Raw genomic sequence first — 25,762 nt, 5'->3', positions numbered from 1 at the left:
AAATCAGAAGGCGATCTACATGATGTCGTTCAGAGCGCCGAGGATCGATACGGCGGCAAGATCGGAATTGTTTTCAAGCTGCCTCTCGCAGCCATGAGGCACAAGCCCTGGATCAGGAGATCTGGATAATGTCGGTTTCTGCCAATTCCTGACGAAAGAGCCCGCGAGTGAGAACGCTGAAACAGGAATTATCGTGCGACCGTTATACATCGCGGGTGCTTGATCTGGGCCAGGAGCCGGCGTTGTCGATCACCGGCGTGGATCACGCGCCGCGCGACACGCTGCAGATTTCACTGCGCTGGCTGGCTGGAATTATCATCACCGCCCTCGCCGGAACAACCCTGATGGGTGGTGCGCTGCTGGCCGCCGTCGAGGGAACCACGCGGTTTGCCAGCGATCCGAGCCTGGCTGATCTGCGCGAACTGGTTGCCCGCAGCACCGGCACACCGGCCAGCCGAAAAGGCGACCGTCTGCCCCCCCGCGTCGAAGTCGCCCAGACGCGCAAGCTAGTGCAGATCGCCACCGCCACCCTGCAGGGCAATCGGGAAATCATCAGAACAAAGCCCTTTGCCCGCGTAACCTCGCCTCTTACCTTGCAGAAATCAGCAATCAGCAATTCCATCCCCGCCTTTAATCCAACGCGCATCTTCGCCGAGGCCGGTCAGCCGATACGCTTCGTTCCCGCGCCTGAGAATGACGGCGATGCGGAAATGGTCGTGACCGCGCGCCCGCTGATCGAAGCGATCGGCGCCTTTGCCGAGGAAGACCAGTTCTCCGAGCAGCAGGTCGGCGCGTTGGTGCTGCGCACCTTGATCGCGGGCGCCAGCACCGCCACGCGTCTGGCGGCCGACGCGACAGCGGCGGAGAATTTGTTGTCAGCCGGGCCGCTATTGTCGTTGCGCTCCACCAGTGACCGCACCGAAGGACAGGATGAGCGCACCCGCATCGTTGAGCAGAACATTACAGCCGTCGAGAAACGTCAGGGCAACGCCACAAATGCGGCAGGCACAGCCGCAGGTTCCACGGCAAGCGACGAGATCGTCTACACCGTGAAAAGAGGCGACAGCCTCGCCTCCATCCTCGTCGACTACGGCGCAACCTTGCAGGAAAGCCGGCAGATCATTGAGCAGATCGCCAAGAATTTCCGCGTCAGTGATCTCAAGGAAGGTTTTCGCCTCCACATGGTCACCGCGCCCGCCGATGTGACAAGTCAGCGTAAATCGATCGCACGGCTGGCGATCGTGCAGGAGCGCCGTGTCATGGCCGCTGCCGCGCTGACTGATCTAGGCCAGTATGCCGCCATCTCCCTGTCCATCGACGCCCTCGAAGACCAGGCAGGGGCGGCGAAGGAGGAGGAAGAGGAGGACGTCGAAACCGAAATTGTCACATCGACGCCGACATTGTTTGAATCGATTTACCAGACCGCCCTCAACAACCAGGTTCCACGTCAGCTCATTGATGAACTGATCAAGGTTTACGCCTATGACGTTGATTTCCAGCGCCGCGCCCGCCCCGGCGATTCTCTTGACGTGTTCTACGCCGCTGATGAGGAAACAGGCGGCACTCCTGGGCTGGACGAGATTCTGTACACCGCCCTGACGATCAACGGCGAGACGAGGCGCTATTTCAAATTCCGCCCGAGCGATGAATCGGTGATCGATTTTTACGATGAGCGCGGGCGTAGTTCGAAGAAATTCCTGCTGCGCACGCTCGTCAACGGCGCTGCGCTCCGTTCAGGATATGGCTTCCGGCGTCACCCCGTGCTTGGCTATTCACGCCTGCATACCGGCGTTGACTGGGCGGCACGCTATGGCTCGCCCGTAGCCTCGGCAGGGGCTGGCACCGTCCTCAAGGCGGAATGGACCGCCGGATACGGACGCCGTGTCGAGGTGCAGCACAGCAATGGCTACGTCACATCCTATTCCCATCTCTCCGCTTTCGCGCGCAATGTTCAGAAGGGATCGCGGGTGACGCAGGGCCAGATCATCGGCTTCCTCGGCTCCTCTGGCCTCTCCACAGGCCCGCATCTTCACTACGAAGTCATCGTCAACGGCTCCTTCGTCGACCCGCTGCGCATCCGCGTTCCACGCGGCCGTGTGCTTGAGGGGCGCACGCTCGCGGAATTCGACCGCGAGCGTGACAAGGTTGAGCAGATGATGCGCAAGGCGCAAGGATCGCAGCTGGCGCGTATTGTGAACTGATCAGCCCGCCCTCAATTGAGCGCCGCGTGCGAGGGGCGGGGCTGGCGTGTCAGCACCGTCTCACCGATCATCAACCCGAGCGGCCCGGCTGTAATCGCCAGATTCTGCCCGTCGCTCACCCGGCCCGACAACAACATCTCGGCAAGCGGGTCCTGAACATTCTTTTGGATCACCCGCTTCAGCGGGCGCGCTCCATAGGCCGGATCAAAGCCTTTTTCCGCCAGCCATGAGCGCGCCTTGTCATCAAGCTCGATGGTGATCTTGCGCTCCTCCAGAAGCCGGCGCAGACGCCCCAGCTGAATATCCACAATGGCGCCCATCTGCTGGCGATGCAGACGATGGAAGAGAATGATCTCATCGATGCGGTTGAGGAATTCAGGGCGGAAATGCGCCCTCACGACCGCCATCACCGGCTCGCGAAGCGCCGCGCTGTCATCTCCCTCGCTCTGCTGGCTGAGAATGTCCGACCCGAGATTGGATGTCATGATGATCAGCGTATTGCGGAAATCGACCGTGCGTCCCTGCCCGTCGGTCAGACGCCCGTCATCAAGCACCTGCAAAAGGACGTTGAAAACATCAGGATGTGCCTTCTCGATTTCATCAAACAGGATCACCTGATAGGGCCGCCGCCTGACCGCTTCGGTGAGCACGCCACCCTCCTCGTAGCCGACATAGCCCGGAGGCGCGCCGATGAGGCGGGCGACCGAATGCTTTTCCATGAATTCCGACATATCGACGCGTTGCAGCGCTGCCTCATCATCAAACAGGAACTCGGCAAGCGCCTTCGTGAGTTCGGTTTTGCCCACCCCCGTCGGCCCGAGGAACATGAAAGAGCCGATCGGCCGATGCGGATCCTGCAGGCCGGCGCGCGCCCGGCGTACCGCCGTTGATACCGCCATAACCGCATCATGCTGACCAATCACCCTGTGGGCGATCGCCGTCTCCATCTGCAGCAGCTTGTCTTTTTCACCCTGCAGCATGCGATCAACCGGGATACCGGTCCACCGCGACACGATCTGGGCAATGTGATCCGTCGTCACCGCTTCCGCGCCAAGCGCACCCTGATTTGCCCGCTCCTCAAACACCCGTAACTGCCGTTCAAGCTCAGGGATGACGCCATAGGCCAGCTCGCCAGCGCGCTGATAAGCGCCATTGCGCTGGACAATGGCCAGTTCGCTGCGCGCCTCATCCAGTTTCGCCTTCAGCGCCTGAGCCGATGACAATTTTTCTTTCTCAGCCTTCCATTGCTGGGTGAGGCGATCCGCGTCCTCCTCGATATCGGCAAGCTCCGTTTCGAGGCGCTTCAGGCGATCGGCCGAGGCCTTGTCCGTTTCCTTTTTCAACGCTTCGCGCTCGATCTTGAGCTGGATGACGCGACGGTCGAGTTCGTCCAGCTCTTCGGGTTTGGAATCAACCTGCATGCGCAGGCGCGCCGCCGATTCATCGATGAGATCGATGGCCTTGTCCGGCAGAAACCGGTCGGTGATGTAACGGTTTGACAGGGTCGCTGCCGCGACAATGGCCGCATCCGTGATGCGCACCCCGTGATGGGTTTCGTATTTCTCCTTGAGCCCACGCAGGATCGATACCGTATCTTCAACCGTCGGCTCGGCCACAAATACCGGCTGAAAACGACGGGCGAGAGCGGCATCTTTCTCCACATGCTTGCGATATTCATCAAGCGTGGTGGCGCCGACGCAATGGAGTTCACCCCGCGCCAGCGCCGGCTTCAGCAGGTTCGAGGCATCCATCGCCCCATCCGCCTTGCCGGCCCCGACCAGCGTATGCATCTCGTCGATGAAGAGTACAATCTGGCCGGCCGCCGCTGTCACTTCCTGCAGCACCGCCTTGAGGCGCTCCTCGAATTCACCGCGATATTTGGCACCCGCGATCAGCGCGCCCATATCGAGCGACAAGAGCTGTTTGTCTTTCAGAGATTCCGGCACATCGCCATTGACGATCCTGAGCGCCAGCCCCTCGACAATGGCTGTCTTGCCAACGCCTGGTTCGCCGATGAGCACAGGATTATTCTTGGTCCGCCGCGACAGAACCTGAATCGTCCGGCGGATTTCCTCATCACGGCCGATGACAGGATCAAGCTTGCCCTCCCGCGCCGCTTCGGTGAGGTCCCGGGCATATTTTTTCAATGCGTCATACTGATTTTCGGCTGACGCCGAGGCGGCCTTGCGCCCCTTGCGCAAATCGTCGATTGCCGCATTGATCCGCTGCGGCGTTACACCGGCTTTTGCTAATACTTTGCCGGCTTCGGTATCCTTCTCGATCGCCAGCGCGAGCAGGAGACGCTCCACCGTCACAAAACTGTCGCCCGCCTTTTCCGCCGCCTTTTCTGCCGTCGCAAACAGTCGCGCCAGCGCTGGCGACAGATAGATCTGGCCACTGCCACCTTCCACCTTGGGCACCCTGGACAACAATGTCTCGACCGTGCGGCGCATCTCGCCCGCCTGCCCGCCGGAGCGCTCGATCAACCCCGACGCCAGCCCCTGCTCGTCATCGATAAGAATCTTCAGGAGATGCTCGGGCAACACCTGTTGATGGTTTTCCCGCAACGCCAGAGATTGCGCCGCCTGAACAAAGCCGCGGGCTCTTTCCGTGTATTTCTCGAAATTCATGGCCTATCCCTCACTCGCGCCGCGGTCCGTGGCCCGGAAATGCGCGCGACGTCGTCACTGGCAGTCCCGAAGTAACTGCCCCGATCGCGATATGGGTAAGGGAGAGGCAAATGTGAAGAGGAAGAGTGCTCGCCATTAACCGCTTGCTCAGGCAGATAGAGGAAGCTGGCAGCATGGTTCACGTTTCACCAGCCCTGCCCGTCGACCGCGACGTTGCTGACGCCCTGCATCAATGGCTGCGCTGTCTGATGGGAGAACGGCGGCTGGCGGCAGCAACCCATCAGGCCTACGCCAGCGATCTGCGCATGTTCCTTACCTTTCTGGCGCGCCATTGCGGCGGACCTGTCACACTTGCCATGCTGGCCGGGCTGTCGGCTGGTGATCTGCGCGGCTTTCTGGCCGAGCGCCGTCGCTCCGGCGTCGTTGCACGCTCTATTGCCCGTCAGCTCGCGGCCATTCGCTCATTTCAGCGCCATCTCGCCTATGCCGGCAGGGCGGACCTCTCCGCAATCTCCCTCATTCGCTCGCCACGCCTGGGAAAAAATCTGCCACGACCGATCGCCGTGCCAAGCGCGCGCGCGCTTGTTGCCGGCGACAGTCTTGACGACAATGCATCCCCCTGGATCAGGGCACGTGACGTGGCGGTCCTCACGCTGCTCTATGGCGGTGGTTTGCGCATCTCCGAAGCTCTCGCCATCACCGGCCGCGACGATGGGGCGCGCGCCACAACGCTGCGTATTCACGGCAAGGGTGGCAAGGCGCGGATGATCCCGCTGCTGCCTGTCATCAATCAGGCAGTTGCTGCTTATCTGGCGCTCTGCCCTTTCGTGCTCGCACCCGACGACGTCATTTTTCGCGGAGCCCGTGGTGGGCCGCTCAAGGCGCGCCTTGTTCAATATGCGGTTGAGCGGGCACGCTTCTCCCTTGGCCTTGACGCCTCCGCCACCCCCCATGCGCTGCGCCATTCCTTTGCCAGCCATCTCCTGGCGCGGGGCGGAGATTTGCGGGCGATCCAGGAATTGCTGGGCCACGCCTCGCTGTCGACAACCCAGATATACACCGATGTCGACAGCGCCCATCTGCTGGCGAGTTATGAGAGCGCCCATCCGCGCGCGCGCCGGGCCTGACAGCCATCTTGCAATCGCCATCCTGTCGGCTAGAAGGCTATCGACCGCAGGAGAGCATCATGGCCGAAACCGCATAAAAGATGACCGAACTTCTCGAACACCATGGGGGGGCACGAGGGCGGCAACAAGCGTATCGCCCTGATGATCGCCATTTTCGCCCTTCTGTTAGCCTTTGCCGAGATGGGCGTGAAGAACTCACAGACATCGGGACTGGCAGCCAATGTCGAAGCCTCGAATCTGTGGGCCTTCTACCAGGCCAAGACCGTTCGCCGCACAACTCTGATAACCGCCACTGAAGACATGGAAACACGGCTCGTCGGTATCGTCGACCCGGAGGTGCGCCCGGCAATGGAAAAACGCATCGCTGACTGGAAGGCGACTGCCGCGCGCTACGAAAGCGAGCCGTCAACCGGCGAAGGGCGCAAGGAACTCAGCGCCCGCGCCAAGGTTCAGGAAGAAAAGCGCGAGCTTTATAATCACAAGCATGAATGGTTCGAATTCGGGTCTGCTGCCTTGCAGATCGCCATCGTTCTGGCCTCAGCCGCGATCATTACCGGGGTCGGTATGGTCGTGCTTGCCTCAGGCGCATTCGGCGTTATCGGCATGGTGATGGTCGCCATTGCCATGTTTGCACCGCATTTTTTGCTCGCAGGTCACTGAGCCGAGGCCTGACCCTAGATGTGAATGGCGCGCTTGCCGACAGCAAGTGCCGCCTCCTTCACCGCTTCCGACATGGTGGGATGGGCATGACAGGTCCGTGCGAGATCTTCCGCCGAACCACGGAACTCCATCAGCACCGCTGCTTCATGGATCATGTCGCCAGCACCGGCGCCGAAGATATGAACGCCCAGCACCTCGTCAGTTGACTGATCGGCGAGAACCTTGACGAAGCCCTCGGTGGTGCGGTTTGCACGCGCCCTGCCATTGGCGGTGAACGGAAATTTGCCGATATTATAGGCGATCCCCGCTGCCTTCAGCTCTTCCTCGGTCCTGCCGACGCTGGCGACTTCAGGAAACGTGTAGACGACATTGGGGATGACATCGTAATTCACGTGCCCCGCTTTGCCGGCTAAATTTTCGGCGCAGGCCACGCCTTCATCCTCCGCCTTATGCGCCAGCATAGGCCCGGCAATGACGTCACCAATTGCATAGATGCCGGCAACATTGGTGGCATAATGCGCATCAACGACAATGCGCTTGCGCTGGTCGAGCGCGATACCCAGCGCATCAAGCCCAAGCCCCTCGGTATAGGGAATGCGCCCGGTGGCAATCAGCACCACATCCGCGTTCAGCGTTTGCGCTTCTCCACCTGCCACCGGCTCAACCGTGACCCTGGCACCCGATTTCGTTTTGGCAATACCTGTGACCTTGGACGAGAGGTGGAAGACAATCCCCTGCTTTTCCATCAGCCGCTGGAATTGCTTGGCAACATCAAGATCAAGGCCAGCCAGCGTCCGGTCAAGAAATTCAATAACCGTCACCTCGGCGCCAAGACGGCGCCACACCGATCCAAGCTCCATGCCGATCACGCCGGCGCCAACGACGATCATCTTGGCCGGCACCTTGGCGATGTCGAGAGCCCCTGTGGACGAGACAATGATCTTCTCGTCGACCTCGATCACGTCCCCCTTGCCATCACGCAAGGGCGCCACCACCGAACCGCTGGCAATGACGATTGATGTGGTCTGAAGCTCGCTCACCTTGCCGTCAGCCGCCGTCACTTCGACGCGCCCCGGAGCCAGAATGCGGCCGGTTCCGATATGCGCATCGACCTTGTTCTTCTTCAGGAGGAAGGCGACGCCGTTGACATTGGCTGCCACCGTGTCTGCCTTATGCTTCATCATCATCACCAGATCGAGTTTCGGCTTGCCGACGAGGATACCGAAATCGGCGAAACCATGACCTGCCTCATCGAACAACTCGGACGCGTGCAACAGTGCCTTCGAGGGAATACAGCCGACATTGAGGCAGGTACCGCCGAAGGTCGACCATTTCTCGACGATGGCGGTTTTAAGCCCGAGCTGGGCTGCCCGGATGGCACACACATAACCGCCAGGACCGGAACCGATGACAACAACATCATAAGGCATGGGCGAATAAAACCTCGTCGCTAGTGCATTTTCGGGCGAAGTGGAGCCGTTTCGCGGGAAGAAAATGCCAAAAACAAGAAGAGCGAACAAATCCGGCGAATATCAATTCGCCGGATTTGCTCTGAAAATCACACCAGGCGCGAAAGCATCAGACACAGGCCGATGACGGAAGCCGTCCATATCAGCGTGCGCGCGATCGGGATGCCAGCCGCATAAACCGGCACATAGGCAACACGCGCCCACAGCCAGATCTGCGCACCCAGAAGCAGGGTTGCATCCCCCTGCTTTCCAGCAGCGTTGGCGACGACCACGAGGGCAACAAAAACCGGGAAGGTTTCAAGGACATTGCGCAGCGCTCTCGTCAGACGACCGCCAAGCACGCTTGCCGGCGTCATGTGGTCATCACGCGAATGAAACGCCCCCATCAGGCCGACGTCGCGGACCAGCACCAGCGTCTGGGCGACAATTTGTACCACAATAAGCAAACAACCCCAGATCACGACTGTCATCAGGCTCATCGTTACATTCCTTCACTCATGTACGGCCCATGATCGGACCCGTCCGCGTTGATTTTTGCCTCAAAGATCCATCACCAGGCGCGCCGGATCTTCAAGGCCTTCCTTGATGCGCACCAGAAACGTCACCGCTTCCTTGCCATCAATGATGCGGTGATCGTAGCTGACCGCCAGATACATCATCGGCCGGATCTCGATCTTGCCGGCAACCACGACGGGCCGCTCCTGAATCTTGTGCATGCCCAGAATGGCTGATTGCGGAGCATTGAGGATCGGCGTCGACATCAGTGAGCCATAAACCCCGCCATTGGAAATGGTGAAGGTGCCACCCTGCATTTCCTCAAGCTTCAATTGTCCGTCGCGGGCGCGCCTGCCGAAATCCGAGATCGTCTTCTCGACCCCGGCAATCGACAGATGATCGGCATCGCGCACCACCGGCACGACAAGGCCCTTCTCGGTGCCGACGGCCACGCCGATATGATAGTAATTCTTGTAGACAATATCGCTGCCATCGATTTCGGCATTGACCGACGGGATTTCCTTCAATGCCTGCACGCAGGCCTTGACGAAGAAGCCCATGAAGCCAAGCTTCACGCCGTGCTTCTTTTCAAACAGATCCTTGTACTGGTTGCGCAGCCCCATGACCGCGCTCATATCGACCTCGTTGAAGGTCGTGAGCATGGCAGCCGCGTTCTGCGCCTCCTTGAGGCGACGCGCGATCGTCTGGCGCAGCTTGGTCATCTTGACGCGCTCTTCGCGCGAGGCGTCATCGACCGGCGATGGCGCGCGGACCTGAACGGCGACTGATGGCGCAGCCGCTGGCGCGGCAGCCGAGGCAATTGCCGCCATCATGTCACCTTTGGTGGCGCGCCCGTCCTTGCCTGATCCGGGCGAAGGCGGTGCAACGCCGCTTTCAGCAGCTAACCGCGCCACAGCCGGTCCATCGGCGCCGTGGGCAGGCGCCCTGGCGGGCGCAGGCGGCGCTGCGACCGGCACAGGCGCCGGCGCACCCGCTTTCGCTGAGCCCGTTCCTGCAGAAATCGATCCAAGGAGCGCACCAACCGCGATCGTCTCGCCTTCCTTGACCGATACCTCCGACAGCGTGCCGGACGCCGGAGCGGGAACCTCGACGGTCACCTTGTCGGTTTCAAGTTCAACCAGCGGCTCATCGGCCTTGACCGCATCACCGGGCTTCTTGAACCAGCGGCCAATGGTTGCTTCAGTGACGCTTTCGCCCAAAGTGGGAACACGAATTTCGGTCGACATCGGATTACCTGCTAAAATCGGTGGGATGAGGGCTGATCATGATCACGCCTTGAGGGCGTCATCAAGGAAGGCGGCGAGCTGCGCCTGATGTTTCGACAGCGTGCCGGTGGCCGTGGCAGCCGCCGCCGCCCGCCCGACATAACGCGGCCGGCGACAGGCGGCCTCGATCTGTTTCAACACCCATTCGACATAAACCTCGATATGTGACCAGGCTCCCATGTTCTTGGGCTCTTCCTGGCACCAGACCACGTCTGCCTTCTTGAAGCGCGAGAGTTCGGTCACGAGCGAGCGCGTCGGGAACGGGTAAAGCTGCTCGACACGCAGAAGATAGATGTCATCGATGCCGCGCTTTTCACGTTCTTCATAAAGATCGTAATAGACCTTCCCCGAGCACAGCACGACGCGGCGGATCTTGCTGTCGGCCTTCAGCTTGATCTTCTGGCCGGGCAGCGTCTGCGCGTCATCCCACAGCAGACGGTGGAAGGACGTGCCTTCAGCCAGATCATCGAGCCTCGAGGTGGCGCTTTTGGCACGCAGCAGCGATTTGGGCGTCATCAGGATCAGAGGCTTGCGGAAGCTGCGCTTCATCTGCCGGCGCAGGATGTGGAAATAGTTAGCCGGCGTCGTGCAGTTCGCCACCTGCATGTTGTCTTCCGCCGTCATCTGCAGGAAACGTTCGAGGCGGGCGGAGGAATGCTCCGGCCCCTGCCCCTCATAACCATGTGGCAACAGGCAGACGAGGCCGCAGGCGCGCAACCATTTGCGCTCGCCCGACGAGATGAACTGGTCAAACACCACCTGCGCGCCATTGGCGAAATCGCCGAACTGGGCTTCCCACAACACCAGCGCGTTCGGCTCGGCAATCGAATAGCCGTAGTCAAAACCAAGAACCGCTACTTCCGACAGCAGTGAATTAATGACCTCGAAGCGCGCCTGGGTTTCCGACAGATTTTTAAGCGGCGTGTAGCGCTTTTCACTGTCCTGGTCGATGAGGACACTGTGGCGCTGCGAAAAGGTACCGCGCTCGCAATCCTGGCCCGAGAGGCGCACCACATGACCCTCGTCGAGAAGGGTTGCGAAAGCGAGCGCTTCGGCGGTTGCCCAGTTCAATCCTTCGCCGCTCTCGATGGATTGACGGCGCTCCTCCATGAATTTCTCGATATTGCGATGCGCCTTGAAATCGCCGGGCAGCCGGGTGATTTTTGCTCCCAGCGCCTTCAGCCTGTCGGTTGTGACACTGGTATCGCCACGACGCGCTTCGTTCTCGTCATCGGCCGGACCAAGCCCCGCCCAACGGCCATCATACCATTCGGCACGATTGGGCTTGTAGCTCTGCCCTGCTTCAAACTCGCTTTCGAGCTTGTCGCGGAACGCCTGGACCCACGCCTCGACTTCACCCTCGGCAATCAGCCCTTCGCGCTTCAGCTTCTCGGCATAGATCGTCATCGTGCTGGGATGCTGGCGGATGTTCTTGTACATCAGCGGCTGGGTGAACGCCGGCTCGTCGACCTCATTGTGGCCGAACCGACGATAGCACCACATATCGATGACGACCGGCTTCTGGAATTTATGGCGGAACTCGGTCGCAACCTTGGCAGCAAAAACGACGGCTTCCGGATCATCGCCATTGACGTGGAAGATCGGCGCCTCGATCAACTTGGCGACATCAGACGGATAGGGCGAGGAGCGCGAATAGCGCGGATAAGTGGTAAAACCGATCTGGTTGTTGACGATGAAATGGATCGAGCCGCCGGTGCGATAACCCTTGAGCCCTGACAGCGCGAAACATTCAGCGACCACGCCCTGCCCGGCAAAGGCCGCATCGCCATGGATGAGGAGCGGCATGACGACACGCCGGTCATCGGGCGGGCAATTATAATGATCCTGCTTGGCGCGCACCTTGCCCAGTACAACCGGGTCAACAATTTCCAGATGCGAGGGGTTCGGCGTCAGCGACAGATGCACCTTGTTGTTGTCGAATTCGCGGTCCGAGGAGGCGCCGAGATGATATTTGACGTCGCCCGAACCCGCCACATCATCAGGCAGGAAGGAGCCACCCTTGAATTCGTTGAAAATCGCCCGGTGCGGCTTGCCCATCACCTGCGCCAGCACGTTGAGGCGCCCGCGATGCGCCATGCCGATCACGATATCCTTGACGCCGAGATTGCCGCCGCGCTTGATAATCTGCTCCAGCGCCGGGATCATCGATTCCCCGCCATCAAGGCCAAAACGCTTGGTGGTTCGTGACTTGATATCAAGGAATTTCTCGAAGCCTTCGGCCTCGACCAGCTTGTTGAGAATGGCGCGCTTGCCCTCGGGCGTGAAATCGATCGATTTGTCCGGTCCCTCGATGCGCTCCTGCAACCACGACTTCTCTTCCTGGTTCGACATATGGAGGAATTCGATACCAAGCGTGGAGCAATAGGTGCGTCGCAGGATCTCCACCATCTGGCGCACGCTTGCCGTCTCAAGGCCAAGCACATGATCGATGAAGATCGGGCGGTCGAGATCGCCTTCCGCAAACCCGTAGCTTGCCGGATCAAGCTCCGGCTCGGGCTTTGGCGGGTCGAGCTTCAGCGGATCAAGATCGGCATGGAAATGGCCACGCGCCCGGAAGGCGCGGATCATCATCAGCGCCCGCACCGAATCGCGTGTCGCGCTGTGCAGCTGCTCCTGCGACAGGGCGACCCCGCCGGCTGCCGCTTTCTTCTGCAATTTTTCGCTGAGCGCCTTGTCGGCCTGCGGCCACATGCCATCCAGCGCCGCGACCAGATCGCCATTCGCCTGCACCGGCCAGTTGGGTCGCTTCCACGAAGCGCCCGCTGCCGCGCTTTTGACCTCGCCCTTGGTCTCACCGAGCGCTGAAAAGAAATCCTGCCAGCTCGCATCAACTGAATGCGGGTCCAGCTCATAGCGGGCCTGCAGCTGCTCGATATAGCCAGCACTGGCGCCATCGAGGAAAGAAGTGGTCTGTTTGTCTTGTCTTGTCATGATTTCCGCAAGCGGCCTTTCGCGCACCGCCAGTCCCATCAAGGCTCGACGCATCGAGCGATTTCGCCATTAGTTCTAACGCATTTCACTCCAGCATATCATACGTCACATGCCCGATAGCGAGCGAATTTACGCAGCCACCCTGAAGCACGGCCTCACGCCCGCGACACCGCATAAAGAACCGAACTGGGAGAAATACCAGAGCGGTGAAATACGTCAGCTCCGAAATATGTTTGGTCGAAAGCGTCAACCCGCAAGCCGGCGGCACGCAGACGCTCGAGGAAATCATGGCGCCCGTACTGGCGCAAGTGATCGTCCTGGCCAAACGCCTTCCACCGCGCCGGGCCCTCAATGATCGAGGGATCCTCATGGGTGTCCTCGACACCGCGAATCAACGGCACCATGACGATACCAAAACCATCAGGCGACAGAATACGCGCCAACTCGCTCATCGCCTTGCGGTCATCGATCACGTGTTCAAGCACATGCGAACAGATAAAGGCATCGACGCTGCCATCCGCATAGGCCGGCATGTCGCTGATATCGACACGTTCATCGACATCGGCGCGAAAAAGATCAGCCGTGCGATAAACCAGGCCCTGCATCCGGCGCAAGCGCCGTTCAAGCGGGCGCGAGGGCGCAAAATCGACAAGGCGCAACGGCTTGCCCGGCGGCCACGCGGCCATCTTCTTCTGGATATAGATCAGATAGAGTCGCTCACGGTCGGAGGCATCGCAACTGGGGCAGCTATAGCTCTCGGCGTTGAAGGTTTCGAGGCGATCAAATGGATAGTCCGCCCCGTATTCCCTCATCTTGCGCTGATAGGATTTCCACACCGGGCGAAAGCGACGCAAACCGGTCCGGCACAGCGGGCATTCAACCGTATCGCCACGAAATTGCGACAGATGCACGCGCCGGGACAGAGCCTTGCGGGCTTCCTTGATCTCAACGGCGATATATTTCACGCCGTCAATAAGTGAGCGCGCCTGCACCAAATCTTCCCTGTATGGCCGCGAACGCTTAAGCGTTCGCTCAACCCTTGAGCACGTCCGTCAATGTCGTTCCCAGCCGCGCCGGCGATGGCGAGACGCGGATGCCAGCCGCCCGCATCGCTTCCATCTTGCCTTCAGCCGTTCCAGCGGAGCCTTGCGTGATGGCACCCGCATGACCCATGCGCCGGCCGGGAGGAGCCGTCACGCCGGCAATGAAGCCAACCATCGGCTTCTTGCGGCCGCGCCTGGCTTCATCGGCAAGAAATTGCGACGCCTTTTCCTCGGCGTCTCCGCCGATTTCACCGATCATGATGATGGATTTCGTCTTCTCGTCAGCCAGGAACATTTCGAGCATGTCGATGAATTCGGTCCCCTTGACCGGATCGCCGCCGATGCCAACCGCCGTCGTCTGGCCAAGCCCCTCATTCGATGTCTGGAACACCGCCTCATAGGTCAGCGTGCCTGAGCGCGAGACGATACCAACCGACCCAGGCTTGAAGATCGAGCCCGGCATGATGCCGATCTTGCATTCGCCCGCCGTCATCACGCCTGGACAATTGGGGCCGATCAGCCTCGTCTTCGAGCCAACCAGCGCCCGCTTCACACGCACCATGTCGATGACCGGAATGCCCTCGGTGATGCAGATGACGAGCGGCATCTCCGCATCGATCGCCTCGCAGATGGCATCCGCCGCGAATGGCGGCGGGACATAGACGACAGAAGCGTCCGCGCCCGTTTTTGTCCGCGCCTCAAGAACGCTGTTGAAGACCGGCAGATTGGTCTCGGCATGCATCTGCCCGCCCTTGCCAGGCGTAACCCCGCCCACCATCTTGGTGCCATAGGCAATGGCCTGCTGGGTATGGAAGGTGCCTTGCGAGCCGGTGAGGCCCTGGCAGATGACCTTGGTGTTCCTGTCGATCAGAATGGCCATCTCAGTGTCCCTTTACCGCGGCTGCGATCTTCTTGGCGGCGTCGTCGAGATCATCCGCGGCAATGACGTTGAGGCCTGAATCACGGATGATCTGCTTGCCAAGCTCGACATTCGTGCCCTCGAGGCGAACGACGAGCGGCACTTTGAGGCCGATTTCCTGAACAGCCGCAATGACACCGGCAGCGATGATGTCACACTTCATGATGCCGCCGAAAATATTGACCAGGATACCCTTCACATTGGGGTCCGTGGTGATGATCTTGAAGGCGGCCGTTACTTTTTCCTTCGTGGCTCCACCACCGACATCCAGAAAGTTTGCCGGCTGTTCGCCGTAGAGCTTGATGATATCCATCGTCGCCATGGCAAGCCCGGCACCGTTGACCAGACAGCCAATCGTGCCATCAAGCGCGATGTAGTTGAGGTCATATTTGGAGGCTTCGATCTCCTTGTCGTCCTCTTCCGTGATATCACGCAGCGCCAGCAGATCGGGATGACGGTAAAGCGCGTTATCATCGAGCGACACTTTGGCATCAAGGCAGACCAGCCGGCCATCCTTGGTGACGATAAGCGGGTTGATCTCGAGCAGGCTCATGTCGCTGGCGAGAAAGGCCCGATAGAGATTTTCCAGAAGCTTCGGCGCCTGCTTGGCAAGATCACCGCTGAGCTTCAGCGCGCTCACCAGCGCCCGACCATGATGGCCCATGACGCCGGTTGCCGGATCGATGGTGAAATTGGCGATCCGCTCCGGCGTATCATGCGCCACTTTCTCGATATCCATGCCGCCTTCGGTCGAGGCCACCACCGCCACCCGCGACGTGACCCGATCAACCAGGAAGGAGAGGTAGAATTCCTTGGCGATATCCGCGCCCTCTTCGATGAAGAGACGGCGCACAACGCGCCCCGCCGGTCCGGTCTGCACTGTCACCAGCGTATGGCCAAGCATGTCTTCAGCATGTGCCCTGACTTCCTCAGGGCTCTTGGCAAGGCGGACGCCACCTTTGGCATCAGCCGGCAATTCCTTGAACTTGCCTTTTCCCCGCCCACCCGCATGAATTTGCGTTTTGACGACATAAACAGGTCCAGGCAATTCCTTGGCGGCCAGAAGCGCCTCATCGGCCGTGAACGCCACGACACCCTTGGACAGGGGCACGCCGAAGCGGCGCAGGATGTCCTTGGCCTGATGCTCATGAAGATTCATAGAGTGTTTCCTCGTCTGGAAATCGCTTTGGCGGAAGGAAGGGAGAAGAGGAGTGCCTTGCGATCAGGACATCCCGCTGTCAGCCTCACAATTGCATCTATTAGCTCTTGAGGGCCGGATTGACGGTCTTGCAGGCATCGATGAGGCTGGTGACGGACGCAACCGATTTGGCGAACATCTCCTGCTCATCCTTCTTCAGGCGGATCTTGATGACGCGCTCAACCCCCTTGGCACCGATCACCACCGGCACGCCCACGAACATGTCGCGCACGCCGAACTGGCCCTTGAGATAGGCCGCGCATGGCAGAACCCGCTTCTTGTCCTTGAGATAGCTCTCCGCCATCGCAATCGCTGATGCTGCGGGCGCGTAGAACGCCGAGCCCGTCTTGAGGAGATTAACGATCTCGCCACCGCCCTTGCGTGTGCGCTCGACGATCGCATCAAGGCGCTCCTGCGTTATCCAGCGCAACTTGATGAGATCAGGCAGCGGGATACCGGCAACCGTTGAGTAGCGCACCAGCGGGACCATGTCATCGCCGTGACCACCGAGCACGAAGGCGGTGACATCCTCGACCGATACCTGGAATTCCTCGGCAAGGAAGTAGCGGAACCGCGCCGAATCAAGCACGCCCGCCATGCCAACGATCTTGTTGGGCTTCAGCCCCGAAAACTTCTGCAGTGCCCACACCATCGCATCCAGCGGGTTGGTGATGCAGATAACAAAGGCCTTCGGCGCGTAGGTCTTGATGCCGTTGCCCACCGCTTCCATCACCTTGAGATTGATGCTGACAAGATCATCGCGGCTCATGCCCGGCTTGCGCGGCACACCGGCGGTGACGATGATCACATCGGCCCCGGCGATATCCTTGTAATCCTGTGTACCGGAATAGCGCGCATCGAAGCCATCAACAGGCGATGATTCGGCCAGGTCGAGGCCTTTTCCCTGCGGAATACCCTCGGCGATGTCGAACATCACCACATCGCCAAGCTCCTTGAGACCGATGAGGTGGGCGAGCGTACCGCCAATCTGGCCCGAGCCGATAAGTGCAATTTTCTTACGCGCCATCGCAATGCTCCTCATATCTCCGGCGCGCTTTGGCGTAAAAGGCTGCGCCCTTTGCATTCTCTGTGTCGCTTAACCCTTAGCTGGCACGCGCGCAAGTCAGTTATATTCCCCGGCAAGCCGCAAATACACCTGCATCTATCACGTTTTTCTCAGCCTTCCCGAGCGCTCGGCCAGATCACTCATGATCTCGATCTGGATTTGCTGGATCTCGGCAAGCCGCTCCCACTGCCGGTTCATCAGATGGTCAATCTTTTCATGAAGATGACGGATTTCGAGCTCCGATTTGAGATTGACCCGATAATCGTTTTCCGAGCGCAACCGGTCCTTGGCTTCCTGGCGCTTCTGGCTCATCATGATGATCGGCGCCTGGATAGCGGCAAGGCAGGACAAAACAAGATTGAGAAGAATAAACGGATAGGGGTCGAAGGAATTCGCCGTACCTATGATGATATTGATGATCATCCATACGATCAAAAAGGAAAAGAACGAGAGAATAAACGTCCAGCTGCCGCCAAAACTGGCGACATAATCGGCAAGCACCTCGCCGATGGTGCGATGTTCGGTAAATTCCTCGTCGGTGTTCTCCGCCAGCGTTTCATGGGTCTGGAGGCTCTTGATGACGTCCTGCTCCAGCGTCGATAATTCACCGCGCTCCCGCGTCAGCAATTCCGTGATGTAGCGATTGCGATATCCCGCCAGCGCCTGCCGGCTGATGACCGCATCGCCCGCAGCCTCGGGAAAATCGTCGCGGATCAACTCGGCAAGCGACGGGCGCAGCGCATCAAGCCGCACCGTCTTGCGCCGCTTCGTTTCATAGCCTGTGACAAGGCAGCGCGGCCGTTCGAGCTTCGCTTTCGCGACGCCCGGCATCGTGTCAGTCTCGGGTTTATCATCGGGCTCATCAGCTTGAATTGTCATGAAAACCAACCTCTGTCGCAGGGGCGCTGACGCTCTGGTCGCCGCACATCAGGAAAAGCCGTGCGCGTGACGTCATGACGCCTGTCGCCCGGCGAGACAAACAAATTATCGGCGCCCTGGTTTTTCTACCCATGTCGGGGTGTCAGGGCTCGTCTCAGGTCTCGATCGGCACAAACGCGCCGCCGCGCGTCTCGTGCGGCCGCGACAGGTAAGACGTCGAGCGCATCTCGATCAGGCGCGAGGCGGTACGGCGGAACTCAAAAGCCTCATTACCGACTTCGCCGTAAAACAGTTGAAACGGTTCGGCTTCGGCTGAGGCGATGAGCTTGGTACCATGATCATATATGGCATCAATCAGCGTGATGAATCGCTTCGCCGGATTACGATGCTCGAAATTCATACGCGGAATGCCGTCGATCACCAGGGTATGAAAGGTGCGCGCCACCGCAAGATAATCGGATGGGCCAAGCGGCTTTTCGCAGATATCGCTGAAGGTGAAGCGCGCCGAGCCGAGCGCTGTCCGCGGCGCGCTCAATTCACGCCCGGAAACGGCGAGACGCCTGGGCAATTCAATGCCGCTTGACAGGCGCGCCCACACTTCATCCATCTCGCGCGCTGTTCGCGCATCAAGTGGCACATAATAGGACGGCCGCTCCTGCAGTTTCTCCAGCCTGAAATCGGTGCGCGCGGCAAGTTCGATGACATTCATCCGCTGGTTCAAGAGCGCGATGAACGGCATGACATTCTGGCGCTGCAACCCGTCCTTGTAGAGCTCGCTCGGCGGCACGTTCGAGGTTGCGACCACCACGACGCCGTGACCAAACAGTCGCTCGAACAGCCGGCCAAGCACCATGGCATCGGCGATATCGGTCACCGAAAACTCGTCAAAACACAGCACACGAGCCTCATCGGCAAGCGCGCGCGCGACCGGCGATATCGGGTCCTCCGCCTGGCTGTCGCCTCGTTTGACCGCTTGCCGGACCGAGTGGATGCGCTCATGAACATCTGCCATGAAGGCGTGAAAATGAACCCGCCTTTTGCGCGGAACCGCGAGCGCTGAATAGAACAGGTCCATCAGCATCGTCTTGCCGCGACCGACATCGCCGTAAATGTAAAGACCACGGGGCGGTGGCGCGCTGGACGATTTGTTAAACAGCCACCCCAGCGCTCCGCTTTTCGACGCAACCATGACATCGGGGAGGATGGAGGCCAGATGGTCAAGCCGGTCAACCGCCAGCAATTGAGCCCCATCCCGCTCGATGCTGCCCGCATCAACCAGTGCGTCATATCGCTCGCGCACGCTCATGAGCTGAGCAACGCCCCGTCTGTCATGATGAAAATGGCAAGCCCCCGCGTCATAGCGCCAGAGCGTTACAGAACCGGACCCTCAGCGACAAGGCAGGAATTACCCGCTCCCAGAGCAGGCTGCTAAAAAGTGGAAACCGGTTTTTCGATAACAGCATGCGACAACAATCCGATTGAGCGCAGAGTGCCTGTCCGAGTAAAGACCCTTTGCTCTAGCGTGACAGCACGAAGGTTGCGCCAACCAGCCCGAGCCCTTCATAACGGTTAGCCCCGACCGGTCGGAAGAGAACGATGGGTGAGGCACGCTGATCCAGCAACACAATGTCCTCGCCCCGCGACTGCCAGGCGGCTGTCCGCGACAATTCAACCGAGGCGCATCCTTGCGTCGTTGCATCCAGGACTCCGGCGACGCCCGACGAGGAGAGAATGAGGCGGCAGGGCGTCGGCACGCCTGGCTCGCCAACGCGCCAATCGCCTGAGAGAAACCGTGGTGTTTGCGGTGTAAAGGCCGGTCCCGCTGCTGGCGCTGTTGCAATCGCCGCTCCCGCCAGCGACCCGGGCGCGCGCGGCGGCGGCAATGTCGCAAGCGGACGGCCGGGAGAAGCGGGAGGCAGAAGGGCGACGCCCGTCTGGTCAGCGGGCGGGGCGGGCAGCACAGCAATCGGCGGGATGCTCGGGCGGTTCGATGATGACGTTAAGATGTCAGACCTTGGCGGCGATGTGCTCACGGCCTGCCCGGCCGCGCCCGGCGCGACGGCGGGGAGAGGCGCGAGCTTCGTTTGCTCAACCTGAGCGACGGGCGTATTTTGCGATATATCTGCACCCTGAAAGGCGCTGCAGCCGGTCACGACCAATCCCGCCAGCACAAGAGCAGCCATCGATCCTTTATGCCTCATGCCCGACCTCGATCGTCCGTGACGGATGAACACCCGCGTCATCATAAAGTGTGGCGTCGGATAAGCGATATCATGACGTTTAAATTGCGCCAGAATACCGTGGACCGTTATGTACTCGTCCCGGTATATTAAACGATAGGTAACCCATGCGCATAGCAAGATCAGCCTGGATTGCTGGCGGCGCGGCCCTTGCCGCGCTTGTCGGGTTGGCATGGTACGCGCAGCCCTTCGCCGCCAGCAAATCATCCCCCCCCTATCGCTTCGCCAGACTGGAGCGTGGCGACATCATCGCTGCGGTCGCCGCCACTGGAACCATCAACCCCATTTCGACCGTGATCGTCGGCTCGCAACTCTCCGGACAGGTGATCGAGATTCTGTCCGACTACAATGACATCGTCAAAGCCAACCAGATGATGGCGCGCCTCAATACCGATCAGCTGCGCGCCAAGGCGGACGCTGCGCGCGCCGATCTTGCCCAGGCACGCGCGCTTGCCATGGTCCAGGAGGCCAACCTCGAAAAGAACAAGGCGGATCAGGAAAAGGCCCGCGCCGCCATGGCCGATATGAGCGCTCAGATGCGCCGCGCCGACGCGCTCGTTGAGGATGCCCGCCAGACACTCGCCCGTCAGGAACAATTGGTCACCCGTGGTTCGGCAACCGAGGTGACATTGCAGGCTGCCCGGACTGCCAGCCTCACCCAGCAGGCAGCCCGCGAATCAACCGCAGCCCAGATCACTTCCGCTGCCGCCAGCCTCTCCTCGCTCATCGCCGACGCGCAGGTCACCACTGCGCAACTGGCGTCTGCCAGAGCCAGTATCGCGCAGCGCGAAGCCGTCATCCGCCAGATCGAGGTCGATATCCGCAATTCCGAGATCAGGTCGCCGGTCGATGGTGTGGTAGTCCAGCGCAATATCGAGCTTGGCCAGACAGTTGCGGCCTCGCTTCAGGCGCCAACCCTGTTTCTTGTTGCCGAAAACCTCGACAACATGGTCATCTACGCCAATGTCGATGAAACCGATGTTGGCCGCGTCCAGCCAGGTCAGCCGGCCCCCTTTACCGTCAACGCCTTTCCCGGGCGCACGTTCGAAGGCAAGGTCCAGCAGGTGCGTCTTGGCTCGCAGACCATCCAGAATGTGGTGATCTACACAGCCGTCATTGCGGTGGAAAATCCCGGGCGGGTCCTGCTTCCCGGCATGACAGCCAATTTGCGCGTCCTCACCGAGCGCAAGGGCGACGTGCTGCGTGTGTCCAACGCCGCGCTGCGCTTTCGCCCGCCAGGAGAATTAGGCGCTGAGCGCCCGCCCCAGGCTGGTGGCGCACCGGGCGCCTCGCCTTTTGGCGGATTGCCGGCTGCGGGCGGGCAGGCCTCAGGCGGCGCCAACCAGAACGCCGGGCGCCAGTTCGCGCAGTTTGCTCAACGCATCAAGACCGAGGTCGTGCTTGATCCGGCTCAGAGCGCGGCTGTCGACGCCATTTTTGCAGCCGCCCGCGAAAAGGCACGGACGATCGCCACGAGCGAGGCTGGCCCTGCCCAGCGGCGCGAGAGTTTTGCCCGCTTTCGCAACGAAACGGCCGAACAGGTGAAAGCCTTGCTGACGCCGGAGCAACAACCAAAATTCGAAGCCATCCGCGCCGATTTCGCGCCCACCGCCGGGCGCGGCCAGTTCGGACGCCTTCATCGCCTCGGCGCCGGTGGCGAGCTGCAGGCGATCACGGTACGCCTTGGAGCGAGCGATGGGACGTTTACCGAAATCACCGACGCAGGCAGCCTCAAACCCGGCGACGATGTGGTGATCGGCGGTGGCCCCCGGCCTGCCGCTGCCCCGCCCGCCGCCGCCGGACCACGACCCGGTATCTAGTCATGGCACTCGTCGAGATCGTTGATCTGCGCAAAACCTACCATCTCGGCGGCCAGGACATTCATGCTCTTGATGGCGTGAGCCTGAAGGTCGAGGCTGGCGAGTTCATTGCCGTCATGGGACCGTCAGGATCGGGAAAATCAACCTTCATGAACCTTGTCGGCTGCCTCGATCGTCCGACCGCAGGCGCCTACAGGCTGGATGGTGAAGCCATCTCCGCGCTGTCGGCCGACGGGCTTGCCACTGTACGCAATCGCCGCATCGGCTTCGTCTTCCAGCAATTCCATCTCATCCAGGAGATCAATGCTGTCGCCAATGTCGAACTGCCGATGATCTATGCCGGCCAACCCCGCTCGCTGCGCCGCGAGATGGCGATCGCGGCGCTCGCCCGTGTCGGCCTTGGTGATCGCCTCTACCACAAACCGACCGAACTGTCGGGTGGCCAGCAGCAGCGCGTGGCGATTGCCCGTGCCCTCGTCAACAAGCCCGCCATCCTGCTTGCCGACGAGCCGACAGGCGCACTCGACAGCCGCACCTCGCTCGACATCATGGCGCTTTTCCAGACATTGCATCGCGAGGGCGTCACCGTCATCGTCGTTACCCACGAGCCGGAGGTCGCCGCTTTTGCCTCCCGCGTCATCCACTTTCGTGACGGGCGTATCCTGAAGGACAGCAGCCACCAGCCGCGCGATGCCGCCGCTGCTCTGGCACAACTGGAAGGAGAAGCAGCATGAGCTTTTATGAAGCGCTCCTCTCCGCCTTGCAGGCGCTGAACGCCCATAAGCAGCGCGCCGCGCTCACCATGCTTGGCATCATCATCGGTGTGGCAGCCGTGATCGCGATGGTGGCGATTGGCGGTGGTGCGCGCCAGCAGGTGGCAGCACAGATACGCTCGCTTGGCGCCAATCTTCTTATCGTCCTTCCCGGTAACATCACGCTCACCGGCGTGCGGCTCGGCAGCGGTGCGTCGAACACCCTGACCGATCTTGATGCTGAGGCCATCACGCGGGAAATCAGTAGCGTCCAGACAAGCGCGCCAACGCTGCGCCCCAGCGTCCAGATCGTCGCCGGCAGCCAGAATTGGGCAACCTTCGCCTTTGGTATCGACCAGGGATATTTCGAAGCCCGCGAATGGGAAGTAGAAATCGGTCGTTCCTTCACCGCTGAAGAAATCCAGCGCGGCGGTCAGGTGGTGATCCTTGGGTTGACGGTGGTGCAGAATCTGTTCCCCGGTGGCGAGGACCCGGTCGGCCAGACCATCCGCCTGCGCAACGTGCCGATGACCGTGATCGGCATCATGGCGCGCAAGGGTCAGTCGGCACTTGGCACCGATCAGGACGATGCCGTTTTCGTGCCCCTCTCCACCACACGCTCACGCCTCACCGGCACCAACCGCGCCAATTCGCGCCAGGTCGGCTCGATCATGGTCAAGGTGCAGGAAGGCGAGGACCTCAATGCGGCGCTCGAAGAGGTACGCCAGCTTCTGCGCCAGCGCCATCGCCTGCAGCCGGATCAGGACGACGACTTCACCATCCGCAACCTCTCGGAAATCGCTGCCACCCGCGAGGCCTCCGCCAACACACTTGCCTGGCTGCTGGCAGCAGTCGCCGCCGTTTCTCTCATCGTTGGCGGTATCGGCATCATGAATATCATGCTGGTGTCAGTCACCGAGCGCACGCGCGAGATCGGGCTGCGCATGGCCGTCGGTGCCCGCCCGGGCGACATCATGCGCCAGTTCCTGATTGAGGCAACCGTGCTCGCGGCAATTGGCGGCATCATCGGCGTTATCCTCGGCATTGGTGCCGCTGAAGCGGTATCGACAAAAGCCGGCTGGCCCTTGCTGATCGATCCTCTGATTGTCATCGGCGCCGTCATCTTCTCAGGTTTCGTTGGCATTTTCTTTGGCTGGTACCCCGCCTGGAACGCCTCGCGGCTCAATCCTGTCGAGGCTCTGCGCTCCGCCTGATAGCGATTTTGCCGACGCCGTAAAAACATGATTTAAGCTCGCTTGTCATGACGGTTTCCCCCAAATCACCAGATACCGCGCACCGGCTCTCGCTTCTTGTCTGTGATGGCTGGGCGGATTACGCGCTGATGGATATAGGCGAGGGGCGGCGCCTTGAGCGCTTCGGTCGACTTCTTGTTGATCGCCCTGAAGAGCAGGCAATGGGCAAACGGCAAAACCCCGCCCTGTGGGCGAACGCCGATGCTGTCTTCCAGGCCCAGGCAGGCGGCATCGAAGGCCGCTGGACGATGGCCGGGGGCGGCCCCGCCCCTGAACGCTTTCCCCTGAGCTGGGACGGCCTGTCCTTCCACGGTCGCTTCACCGCCTTCCGCCATATGGGTTTCTTTCCCGAACAGGCATTGCACTGGCACCATATCGTCAATTCTGTCAGCGCCCTGCAATCAAAAGGCATCGACCAGCCGAAGCTCCTCAACCTGTTTGGCTATACCGGACTTGCAAGCCTCGTTGCCGCGCGCGCCGGCGCCCATGTCACCCATGTCGATGCCTCGAAGCGCGCCATCGCGCACGCCCGCGACAACCAGACGATGGCAGGCCTCGACGACAAGCCCATCCGCTGGCTGATCGACGATGCGGTCGCCTTCGTTGCCCGCGAACGCCGGCGCGGCAACAGCTATCACGGCATCATTCTCGATCCGCCGAAATTCGGCCGCGGCCCGAAGGGCGAGGAATGGGAACTCTTCGATCATCTGCCAGCCCACCTTGCCGATTGTGTCGAACTGCTGGCGAAAGACGGCGCCTTCATGGTGCTGAGCGCCTATGCGATCCGAGCGTCGGCACTGGCACTGGATGATCTCATGCACGCAAGCTTTGAAGGCCGGGGCGGGGCCATCACATCAGGCGAACTGGCCATCCGCACCGAGAGCGGCGATCGCCTTCTCTCCACCTCCCTTTTCAGCCATTGGAGTGTCTGATGACGCCCGGCGATATCGACGACGCGCTGACCCGCCATCCGCCGGGCGAGCGACGTCATATTGTTTCGCCGGCTAATAATGCGATCAAGGCGATCCGCGCGCTTGACCTCAAAAAGAACCGCGCCGCCACCCACCTCTTTGTGGTCGAGGGGGCGCGCGCCGCACTGGAAGCCTTGTCGCAAGCGACAGCCCCGCTCGCCATCGCCTATCTGGATGAAGCCGCACATGAGTCGCATGTGATGAAGCTAGCCGCCGCCACTGAGGATAGCGGCGGGTTGATACTGGAAGTCAACCGCGAGGTTCTGGGCAAGCTGTCGCGCCGCGACAATCCGCAAACGGTGGTGAGTGTCTACCGCCAGACCTGGCATTCTCTTCTCGATTTCGGCAGCGGCGATACCGATCGGCTTCTGGCGCTGGAAACGGTCCGCGATCCCGGCAATCTCGGCACCATCCTGCGCACGGCTGACGGATTTGATGTTCGCGATATTTTACTGATCGGTGAAGCCACCGACCCTTATGCCGGCGAGGCGGTGCGCGCCTCGATGGGATCAATCTTCGCCGTCAACCTCTACCGCACCTCGCTCGCCGATTTTCTCGACTGGCGCCGCCAATTCGGCGGTCTTGTCGTCGGTACCCATTTGTCAGGATCCGAGGATATCCGCACGCTTGCCTGGCGGGCGCCGAGCCTCATCGTCATGGGCAATGAGCAAAAGGGGCTGAGCGCCGAGATGAGTGCGGCCTGCGACCGTCTCGTCCGCATCCCGATGAGCGGGCGCGCCGACAGCTTTAATCTCGCTGTCGCCACCGCCATTACTCTTTATGAAAGCAGGCGCTGAGGCG

General features: G+C 60.6%; 20 protein-coding genes. 8 read left to right on the top strand and 12 right to left on the bottom strand.

Going from position 1 to position 25,762, the window contains the following annotated elements:
- The first annotated feature begins 167 nt into the window (after positions 1-167).
- Complete coding sequence (locus ACINK1_RS12775; RefSeq protein WP_376800270.1) at positions 168-2,201, top strand: M23 family metallopeptidase; 2,034 nt, start codon at positions 168-170, stop codon at positions 2,199-2,201.
- A gap of 11 nt (positions 2,202-2,212) precedes the next feature.
- Here ACINK1_RS12775 and clpB read toward each other — a convergent pair whose 3' ends face one another.
- Positions 2,213-4,831 (bottom strand): ATP-dependent chaperone ClpB, encoded by a 2,619-nt coding sequence (clpB, locus tag ACINK1_RS12770; RefSeq protein WP_376800271.1) that lies wholly within the window; start codon positions 4,829-4,831, stop codon positions 2,213-2,215.
- Between the two features lie 173 nt (positions 4,832-5,004).
- Between clpB and ACINK1_RS12765 the strand changes: the two genes are divergently transcribed.
- Together ACINK1_RS12765 and ACINK1_RS12760 are read left to right on the top strand one after the other, a co-directional pair.
- Entirely contained in the window at positions 5,005-5,958 is a 954-nt protein-coding gene (locus ACINK1_RS12765; RefSeq protein ID WP_376800272.1) for a tyrosine recombinase XerC, read from the top strand.
- A 102-nt stretch (positions 5,959-6,060) separates the two neighbouring features.
- A complete protein-coding gene (locus tag ACINK1_RS12760; RefSeq protein ID WP_376800273.1) occupies positions 6,061-6,618 on the top strand; it encodes a DUF4337 domain-containing protein in 558 nt (185 codons plus the stop codon).
- Positions 6,619-6,632: 14 nt separating this feature from the next.
- Here ACINK1_RS12760 and lpdA read toward each other — a convergent pair whose 3' ends face one another.
- The 11 genes from lpdA to ACINK1_RS12705 all read right to left on the bottom strand — a co-directional run bounded on the left by lpdA (position 6,633) and on the right by ACINK1_RS12705 (position 20,108).
- The gene (gene lpdA / locus ACINK1_RS12755) at positions 6,633-8,048 is read right to left on the bottom strand and encodes a dihydrolipoyl dehydrogenase (protein ID WP_376800274.1); all 1,416 of its coding nucleotides are present in this window, start codon (positions 8,046-8,048) and stop codon (positions 6,633-6,635) included.
- 128 nt (positions 8,049-8,176) lie between these two features.
- Positions 8,177-8,566, bottom strand: a complete 390-nt coding sequence (locus ACINK1_RS12750) for an MAPEG family protein (RefSeq protein WP_376800275.1) — start codon at positions 8,564-8,566, stop codon at positions 8,177-8,179.
- Between the two features lie 60 nt (positions 8,567-8,626).
- A complete protein-coding gene (gene odhB, locus ACINK1_RS12745) occupies positions 8,627-9,829 on the bottom strand; it encodes a 2-oxoglutarate dehydrogenase complex dihydrolipoyllysine-residue succinyltransferase (protein ID WP_376800276.1) in 1,203 nt (400 codons plus the stop codon).
- A 42-nt stretch (positions 9,830-9,871) separates the two neighbouring features.
- Complete coding sequence (locus ACINK1_RS12740) at positions 9,872-12,820, bottom strand: 2-oxoglutarate dehydrogenase E1 component (protein ID WP_376800277.1); 2,949 nt, start codon at positions 12,818-12,820, stop codon at positions 9,872-9,874.
- Between the two features lie 155 nt (positions 12,821-12,975).
- On the bottom strand, positions 12,976-13,785 hold the full coding sequence (locus tag ACINK1_RS12735) for a methyltransferase domain-containing protein (protein ID WP_395760149.1): 810 nt from the start codon (positions 13,783-13,785) through the stop codon (positions 12,976-12,978).
- A gap of 67 nt (positions 13,786-13,852) precedes the next feature.
- Positions 13,853-14,743, bottom strand: coding sequence for a succinate--CoA ligase subunit alpha (sucD, locus tag ACINK1_RS12730; protein WP_376800279.1), 891 nt, complete (start codon positions 14,741-14,743; stop codon positions 13,853-13,855).
- A gap of 1 nt (position 14,744) precedes the next feature.
- On the bottom strand, positions 14,745-15,941 hold the full coding sequence (sucC, locus tag ACINK1_RS12725) for an ADP-forming succinate--CoA ligase subunit beta (RefSeq protein ID WP_376800280.1): 1,197 nt from the start codon (positions 15,939-15,941) through the stop codon (positions 14,745-14,747).
- A 100-nt stretch (positions 15,942-16,041) separates the two neighbouring features.
- Positions 16,042-17,007 carry a malate dehydrogenase gene (gene mdh, locus ACINK1_RS12720; RefSeq protein ID WP_376800281.1) on the bottom strand — a complete coding sequence of 322 codons (966 nt, stop codon included), beginning with the start codon at positions 17,005-17,007 and terminating at the stop codon, positions 16,042-16,044.
- Between the two features lie 138 nt (positions 17,008-17,145).
- Positions 17,146-17,925, bottom strand: a complete 780-nt coding sequence (locus ACINK1_RS12715) for a DUF1003 domain-containing protein (RefSeq protein ID WP_376800282.1) — start codon at positions 17,923-17,925, stop codon at positions 17,146-17,148.
- A gap of 154 nt (positions 17,926-18,079) precedes the next feature.
- Positions 18,080-19,231, bottom strand: coding sequence for a cell division protein ZapE (gene zapE, locus ACINK1_RS12710; RefSeq protein WP_376800283.1), 1,152 nt, complete (start codon positions 19,229-19,231; stop codon positions 18,080-18,082).
- 211 nt (positions 19,232-19,442) lie between these two features.
- Complete coding sequence (locus ACINK1_RS12705; protein ID WP_376800284.1) at positions 19,443-20,108, bottom strand: AprI/Inh family metalloprotease inhibitor; 666 nt, start codon at positions 20,106-20,108, stop codon at positions 19,443-19,445.
- Positions 20,109-20,272: 164 nt separating this feature from the next.
- Between ACINK1_RS12705 and ACINK1_RS12700 the strand changes: the two genes are divergently transcribed.
- The 5 genes from ACINK1_RS12700 to ACINK1_RS12680 are packed head-to-tail and all read left to right on the top strand — an operon-like array spanning position 20,273 to position 25,758.
- Positions 20,273-21,985, top strand: a complete 1,713-nt coding sequence (locus tag ACINK1_RS12700; RefSeq protein WP_376800285.1) for an efflux RND transporter periplasmic adaptor subunit — start codon at positions 20,273-20,275, stop codon at positions 21,983-21,985.
- 2 nt (positions 21,986-21,987) lie between these two features.
- The gene (locus tag ACINK1_RS12695) at positions 21,988-22,719 is read left to right on the top strand and encodes an ABC transporter ATP-binding protein (RefSeq protein ID WP_376800286.1); all 732 of its coding nucleotides are present in this window, start codon (positions 21,988-21,990) and stop codon (positions 22,717-22,719) included.
- On the top strand, positions 22,716-23,951 hold the full coding sequence (locus tag ACINK1_RS12690) for an ABC transporter permease (protein ID WP_376800287.1): 1,236 nt from the start codon (positions 22,716-22,718) through the stop codon (positions 23,949-23,951). Before ACINK1_RS12695 ends, ACINK1_RS12690 begins: the two co-directional genes overlap by 4 nt.
- A 47-nt stretch (positions 23,952-23,998) precedes the next feature.
- On the top strand, positions 23,999-24,922 hold the full coding sequence (locus ACINK1_RS12685) for a class I SAM-dependent methyltransferase (protein WP_376800288.1): 924 nt from the start codon (positions 23,999-24,001) through the stop codon (positions 24,920-24,922).
- Complete coding sequence (locus ACINK1_RS12680; protein WP_376800289.1) at positions 24,922-25,758, top strand: RNA methyltransferase; 837 nt, start codon at positions 24,922-24,924, stop codon at positions 25,756-25,758. Before ACINK1_RS12685 ends, ACINK1_RS12680 begins: the two co-directional genes overlap by 1 nt.
- The last annotated feature ends 4 nt before the right edge of the window (positions 25,759-25,762 follow it).

The sequence above is a fragment of the Raskinella chloraquaticus (SeqCode) genome (assembly GCF_021731865.1).
GTDB classification, from domain to species: Bacteria; Pseudomonadota; Alphaproteobacteria; order Rhizobiales; family UBA4765; genus Raskinella; species Raskinella chloraquaticus.
Note: the sequence above shows the minus strand (reverse complement) of the source record. Positions and strands in the feature narration are given on the sequence as shown.